The 7,470-nt window shown below is 37.2% G+C and carries 4 protein-coding genes; 1 reads left to right on the plus strand and 3 read right to left on the minus strand.

Translation table 11 applies throughout. The annotated features are described in order from the left end of the window. Positions 1–1,135 precede the first annotated feature (1,135 nt). The 3 genes from DYY65_RS09750 to DYY65_RS09760 form a co-directional block, all read right to left on the minus strand. A complete protein-coding gene (locus DYY65_RS09750) occupies positions 1,136–1,423 on the minus strand; it encodes a response regulator (RefSeq protein ID WP_162477771.1) in 288 nt (95 codons plus the stop codon). A gap of 2,302 nt (positions 1,424–3,725) precedes the next feature. After that, positions 3,726–4,097, minus strand: a complete 372-nt coding sequence (locus DYY65_RS09755) for a hypothetical protein (protein ID WP_162477772.1) — start codon at positions 4,095–4,097, stop codon at positions 3,726–3,728. A 504-nt stretch (positions 4,098–4,601) separates the two neighbouring features. Next, on the minus strand, positions 4,602–5,108 hold the full coding sequence (locus tag DYY65_RS09760) for a CAP domain-containing protein (protein WP_162477773.1): 507 nt from the start codon (positions 5,106–5,108) through the stop codon (positions 4,602–4,604). Between the two features lie 1,837 nt (positions 5,109–6,945). Between DYY65_RS09760 and DYY65_RS09770 the strand changes: the two genes are divergently transcribed. Next, the coding region (locus tag DYY65_RS09770; RefSeq protein WP_236561777.1) for a radical SAM protein at positions 6,946–7,470 on the plus strand (525 nt) is incomplete at its 3' end.

Below are 7,470 nucleotides of genomic sequence, written 5' to 3' on the forward strand. Positions count from 1 at the left end.
CAAGAAAAATATAGATGAGATAAAATCTTTACTTCCTCAATCTCATTTGATTTGATCATTGCTGATTTATGTATGCTCTGGAACCTATCAGTTTTGATCAATTTGTTTTCGGAAATCATTATGAACGGGACCCAACTGGTTTTAGTTAGCAGTTGAAAAGCGAAATTAGTTTCGTAAAGAGGCTGGGTTGCAACATTACGCGTTACAAATCCGTTGTTTTTAAATCTTAGTAGAGAAATACTACGAATCTGATCGGGTGTCTATCCTATGGAGTTATAGTATGTGCTTCGTGAGACGAGTTAATACGTTGATGTCCGGGGACATAGACTGTCTGCTTGTATTGAATCTGCCGATGGAATACTGTTTACATTGCAAAGTATGCCCTTCCGTTTAAACGGCATAAATACTATCTCACAGTCGCTACAACAGATTTACTGACTGGTCGGTTGGTTGATTAGTTTGTTGTTTTCTTCCTGGCTTCAAATAACGGCTAGGCGAATAGAAAGATTGCAGAATCTCCTATGAATAATCAAGCATATATTTGATAGAGACCGTCTTTTGTGTTGTGTCTTCTCTTCACGTCCAGTACAGCACAGGTGATACTGAGCTTATAGGAAAATGATTCGAGCAATATTATATAAAGCAAAATAACGAGTAACCTAGAAGTTAATTAATCTGGTTTAGCCTTCGGCGATCGAACAATGACAGCGATAGAAATTGATTTCCAGGGAATTATTTTTGTTATAGTAAACTCATTAGCTGGCAACCACTAGTAGACTCTACCAACGACATATCAGAGCAAGGAAATCATTTTTACATTCCTGTGATCGGAGGAGGATTTGATTTATCAATAAAATCGGTCTATGCAAAAAGTTGAATTGCACGTGGTCGCAAATACGACTTTACAGATTTTAAGCAGCGCCGAATAGATGCTCTAAAAGCGCTAACGAGACGTCGTTTCATATGCCAACCTGCTATCTTCTATTTTTAGATTACCAATTTGATTTTTACATTCCGACTATATACTTTCATGACTTGTCAGTCCTATCGACCACGTAATATTTCTTGTTTCAGATTCTAGAGTCCCTTATTTTCAGGTCAGGACAAGTAAGGATCATAAGTTAATATCTGGAAGTTATCCAACAATTGAGTTTATTTGTTTTATTAATGATTCATTTTCAACTGGCTTGCGAATAATACGATTTTCGTCGTGCTTTGGAAAAGCTTCCTTCCGAAATGCTTCATAGTATGTGTCCTCAGCGGCAGTCATAAAGCAAATTTTAACATTGTTATCCAACTTCTTAATCTCGCTATATAAGGCAAAACCGTTCATTACTGGCATCCTCAGATCAATTATAGCCAGATCATATAAACCGGTTGCAAAATTTCGCAGTGCGGCGTGAGGATCAGTGAAAGAATCCACTTTAAAATTGTCTGTTTCTCAAACGACTTTTATAGTAAAATTTGTGTCAAATTCATCATCTACCACAAGAATTCTTTTTCTTCGCCTGCAATTGGCAAATAAACTCTCCCCGCAGAGGACTTGTTTACTCGGGTTTATCACAGATATCTCTTTACCATATTTGTTATCTGCAACAAAAGATNNCGGACCTGTAATCGTGGTCGTTTAAGCTTGGAAGAGTAGATAAATATCCTCCTTTTTCAGACATGAGTTAAATATATCTTCACTAGGCTTATTACTTTTATAAAAAACATTTATGATTTTTAATACTAGGCCATAGATGTGTTCCGACTTTTTTTACCGACCAGGCTAATCTTGAATCTCTCCGTTTTGCTATGAAGCGGCGTGAGGTACGTACTTTAGAACACTAGATTATATTGCTAAATCACATTTTTGACCCTAGAGAAATGGATGTTGACGGGAACGAATAAAACTAGATTCCGAATTGCCCGGCTTGTTGTGAACCAAATCTGTGTGGGTGAATACAGAACTTGGCCCATTTAAGTTCATTAATCAAATGTTTTTAGTAAAATATGAGCATAGCAAGTATATGGGTCACTTTTACGCGTTCTGACTTTTTTGATTTGTCTTGATTTTTCATCAATCTAGCTGAGTAGAGTAGTAATACCGGTAGAAACAAATTAAAGGATGTGTGGAAATCTAAAATCAGATCAAACATACTTCTTATAGGGATGGTAGTCGGATTGGCCCTAATCGGTACACTCTTCCTGTTGCCACTACATGAACGATGGTACTAGCGCCTAGGTTAGATTAAATTCTCTACCAATTTTTTGTATAGATAATTGAACCTAACACAATCGTAAACACTCCATTATGTCACAACAATTAGGACTACACTACAGTTCGTCTGCAGGGGTTTTTATTACTCAATCGTGGAGATTGTGACTGTTGCTTGCTGTGCTGCTCCGGACCTTTTTATGGTTACCTTCTGATTTAGCCATTATAAAATATATAAAAAAATGTCACCTAACCATGAATAAACAAAATAGTCTTAAGACCGCAATTTGGAGGAAAAACCGAGTGGTGTTAATAATCTAATCGGGTACATTTTTACGTCTGTACGTTGAGCCATTCCAACTGAACTCTTCCACAGGTGATTAGTGAACGAACCTGAAGCGCTAAACTTTATACTACCGTCCCCCTCCCTATGAGGTTCATCACAATATATCAATGAATAAACTACTATAACAAAAAAAGTGGGAAATAAAAGTAAGAGCATATTAAATGATTTAGAAGAAAAGAAGGAGAAAATCGTTAGCAAGGATGATCTATCAGTGGATTACGAAATAGAGTGCCCACGCTGCCACGACATAATGACGCTGCATTCAGATTTCAACCGATTCTGTTATTTCTGTGAGGAATGCTGCTTTGCGCTTTCCTTTATCAGATAATAACGCGGCCGCCACTGAGCGAGTTCATTGGGTTAGCTGCAGCTCCAGCGAAAGCCACTCATCACATGTTACGATCCTCCTGTTTAGTCCGCCTAATACCCTGTTTAGTCCCGATTTCTCTCCTTTCTGCCAACGATGAGAGTAAAAAAATGACCAGATTTATTTGCAGACGATGTAATATGGAATTTACGTCAGATAATCATTTAATGGAATTATCCCAACATATTATAGATAAACACCACGGCAAGATGTATTTACCTTATGAGATGATAAAGAGAGAGTATATAGTTGAGGACTAAGCTGATAAAATATGGGATGCATAATTTTAAATTACGATGAGAATAATCTGTCTACAACTGAATCTCCTTTAACGATTCGATAAATCGTTTCAAAAAGGAAGAGCTCATTAAATGGACAAGAGCTGGTAAACTATGCTTTTTTAGTTATGCGTGCGATTATGACTACGTGAACTAAACCGAACTTGTTTTTAATATCATTAAAGCTCATTACAAAATGAAACTGAACTTCCGCCCTCAGCGGAATAATAGTTTTGCAAACATTGGTATTTTGTCGCTGACGTATACAACAACAACAAATCCTACGAGCCAATTACTGGTTCAGGTTTTACATTCCTCATATTCTTCAAGGCTACAGAGATCAAGCAAAGTATTTGGCGGAATAACTTTGTCCTCTTTTGTTAAACAAACAAAATGCAATATTTCTTTTAAGGTAATAAACTCGATAGCATGATTGTATGCTAATATTTATGAAACAAGTGTATATGAACCTTGAATTAATTTGGCTCTTGCAAAGCTAAAAAAATGGAAATACTTTTTCCGCCCAGATACTAATTACTGCCTTTTAACAAGTATATAGTGCGGTATGTTGGATATCGTGGCAGGATATGACGTTTTATATTCCCAACCCGATGCCAGTAATTTTCTAGCCTCTTCAGCATCTGTGATAGCGACTATATCTATAACCCTTCTTCGTCTGAAAGTGGGAGAATTCTCTACGCTTGAATCCAGAAAGAATTTATGTTTGTGAACTGTACCGTTCTCATCTACGAGTCTCCATGTTATTTTACCTGTCGCGGGATCTTGGCCTGTCTTCTCAAATCCAATCATCTGATTTGGATATCCAGCTGATTTGCATCTGTTACATTCTTGCATCTTTTTTTGTTGGAGCGGTTTAGATGCTTCCGCTTGATACATTGTTGACATTGTATTAATGCTTTCATGTTCCTCCTAATAATATACAAAGTACCTTGAGGAGAGGGAGAGAGGGGAAGATACGCACCAAGCGAAAATGACCATTTCTTTTTCGTTTTCGTGTAAAACAAGAGGAGGCCATAGATGAAGATGCATCAGGCATGATATCGATTTTTGTCGCCCACTATAGCCGATTTTATAGATGATGCAATGGCACTGCGATGCCCTAGTAGCGCAGACATCTACTAACCACGCAAATAACGGCTAGACGTAAAAGAAACAAGAAATTTGGATCTACCTAGGATTCACGGTCCAGAGGAAGCCTTTTTGCTCATACTGATGGCAGTAGCAATCCCTGATACACATAAGCCAGGATCGGCAAAAGGATGCCACTGGTACTACCTGTCTTTAAAAGTCATTATCTCAAGGGCAAAGGTAGTGTACTAGATTAATGTGCAGTACAAGTTCCTTTGAGCCCTTATTGATTACCAACATTTTATTTCCACTTCACTTATTTTATCTCTCTTTAGCTTCAAAATCAAACACCATTGAGATTTTGCCTCCGCCTACCGTAATACCAGTACTGACATGGGTAAGAGCCGGATTCAAGATATTCTTTTTCGAAACTGCGTCGTTCATCATATCGTCAACTGCGTTACTTATCGCGGTTTCACAAGCGTAGAAGTCTCCACAACGATAAATTGAAATATTTTCGGATATATAACCTGTTTCATGATTTTCTAAGTATCTTTTTGACGGGCCGTTTCCGGCAGAATCTAGATGTGTTAAAGTGAGTTGAGTAAGCAGGAATTTCGCCTGCCTATCTGCTGATATAGCAGCTCCATCTAGTAAGGGCCTGAGGTGAAATTTAAGTCTCTGATTGTTGATTACCTGTAGTGCATATGACTTGAGAGCTGGAATTGATGATGGGCTGGCTGAATTTGGTGTAAAGGCGAAAAGTGCTGTAAGTAAAACTATTAGAGCACCGCCAATGACTGAGATTATCATTATTTTATTCATCATGTTCCGTTATCGACTCTTGCATATTTTAAAATCATTCTCAGCTGCTATCAAGGAGTCTTTAGCACCTCACTGATAAATATACGTAAATAGGTATTAAGGGAAAAAGTATGCTTTCAAATTATGATATTTAGCTCTAACCTCATCGCTTACATAATTAGCAACTGGGTCAGGTTGTCTAAAGCGAGCAAATGTGCTGTTATTTAGATTATGTCCTATTATAAATATCCATCCCACTAATTAGTGATCCAGAGATCAAATTAAAAAAGCCAAATCCAGTTAACAAAAATGATGTCACTATTCTAATTCTTACTGTAATCTGATTTAATGTGTCATTCTGTTAGAAAGAAGAACTGAACGTAAGATCCTCCCTCCATCTGATGGGAATATAGGTACATAGCATTAACTTGAACACTAAAAGCCATTTTTTTGAATTTCAATAATAAATAGCTGAGACTACCCTTCATGTCATATCTGCGGCCACATTATTTATTTGCGTAAACCTTCATTAATTACTGTTATTCACGCAGCTACGCTTCAAACCGCAAATCTAATTCTAATAGTTAAAGCCTTTTTAGTATGAATTAAACCAATATGTTAGTTAATAGGTGCTTTTAATGATATTGCTCTTAATTTGGTCTTAAGTTTAAGGCTACGGGGTTTTGTCCTAAGCCTGTATCCGCAGCATGGACACCATAAGCTGTCCCATTTTACAAAAATCTCGCAGACTTGACAGCGTTTCTGACCTGTCCCATACCTGCTGTTGTTTCCATTAGTCCTGCTGTTACCATTCGGCTTTGTGGCTTTGTGTCTAACGCATATACCCTTACAACTCAACTGAATTTTTGGCCCATCTTGCTTCCGATTACAACTATAAATTCCTCGAGGGTAAGCTAGATAGACCTTCTAGCCAAAAGGTTCTGTCCTTCACAGAACGAACTTAAATACCTTAAGCTCTGGCATCAAGTGACAATTAGCTATGCAGATCTGCCCAGCCAGAAAAAATTTAAAACATGCAGAGAAGGTGTAAACGTATCGCTTATATTTGATGTTTGCCTTAGTTTGAATGTGGTTGACAAACGAATAGCAGAGTTATAAAGACAATTCTGTTAATTTCATCTACGCAATTACTTGCACTTGCAATTTTCGCTGTAGATACACTTGTTGTTGACTCTCAGCAAGCAAAAGCAGATAATAATAATAACGCAGACAGTAAGAAATCTTGCGATCATGACCGCCATAATTCTGGATATGCAAAATGTTCACATAAAGACCAAACACCTTTCATACTTCCCTTTCCTTAGTATCGTCCAAATCAGTTACACCAAAGGATATTTTTTGGACCTATACGGTAGAAACAAAGATAGTTATCAAACATCCTCCAAATTCGGAGTTCGTCCAGCACAACTGCTTCTTTAGGCAGGGATGAAATCCTTAGGCGCAAAATATGCACAAGTATATGATGAACCGATACATAGACTACAGCCTTTAGAACACACTCACCGGCTGTTGTAGAAAATAAACAGCTGTGAATGTCTATCCTTGTCAAGTGTATGAAGGAGTATATTTTCAGAAAGTGGTGAATCCGTTGTTGCATCTTAATTTAATTGTTTATTTGCATAACCTTAGGAGCTATTTTTCTTCGCGACATGCTGCTGAAAATAAAACGTAGCTGGCCTCTATTTCTATAATAGAATAAGTTAAATTGGATATCATATTTACACACTTGCAAATGGAAATACTTTATGATTACCCAGTTTATAGGCCACCTTCTGAAGCCAATTCATTGATATTTCAGATTACGTTAGGTTGTTCTTTTAATAAATGTTCATTTTGTAATATGTATCGTACGAAAGAATATTCCGAAAGGCCATGGGATGAGATAAAATCAGAAATAGACTTGGCTGCTAATGCATATCCTGAAGCCCAGAGAATATTCCTTGCTGATGGCGATGCATTGAACATTCCCACTGATAAGCTGATTCAAATTTTAGCATACCTGCGCCATAAATTCCCGAATCTGAAAAGAACATCATGCTACGCAATGCCAAAAAATATTTTGCAAAAGAAAGATGATGAATTGGTTAAACTAAAAGCTAATGGACTAGATATGTTTTATCTTGGGATAGAGACTGGTAACGATACTCTTTTGAAGAAAGTTACAAAGGGTGCTACAAGCAAGGGAATTGTCCAGAGTTGTAGGAAAGCAAAACAGCATGGGTATATTTTATCGTGTATGATAATTCTAGGACTTGGTGGCAAAAGATATACCATGGAACATATCAGTGATACTGCCAGAATAATAAGTGAAATCACCCCTGATTATTTAGGCGCTTTGACATTATATTTAGAGGATGGGATTTAT

Source organism: Nitrososphaera sp. AFS (assembly GCF_009898475.1).
Classification (GTDB): domain Archaea; phylum Thermoproteota; class Nitrososphaeria; order Nitrososphaerales; family Nitrososphaeraceae; genus Nitrosopolaris.

Bases quoted from the DNA above. Each gene is read 5' to 3' on its own strand.
- DYY65_RS09755 (WP_162477772.1), bottom strand. From the start codon at position 4,097: ATGTCAACAATGTATCAAGCGGAAGCATCTAAACCGCTCCAACAAAAA.
- DYY65_RS09760 (WP_162477773.1), bottom strand. From the start codon at position 5,108: ATGATGAATAAAATAATGATAATCTCAGTCATTGGCGGTGCTCTAATA.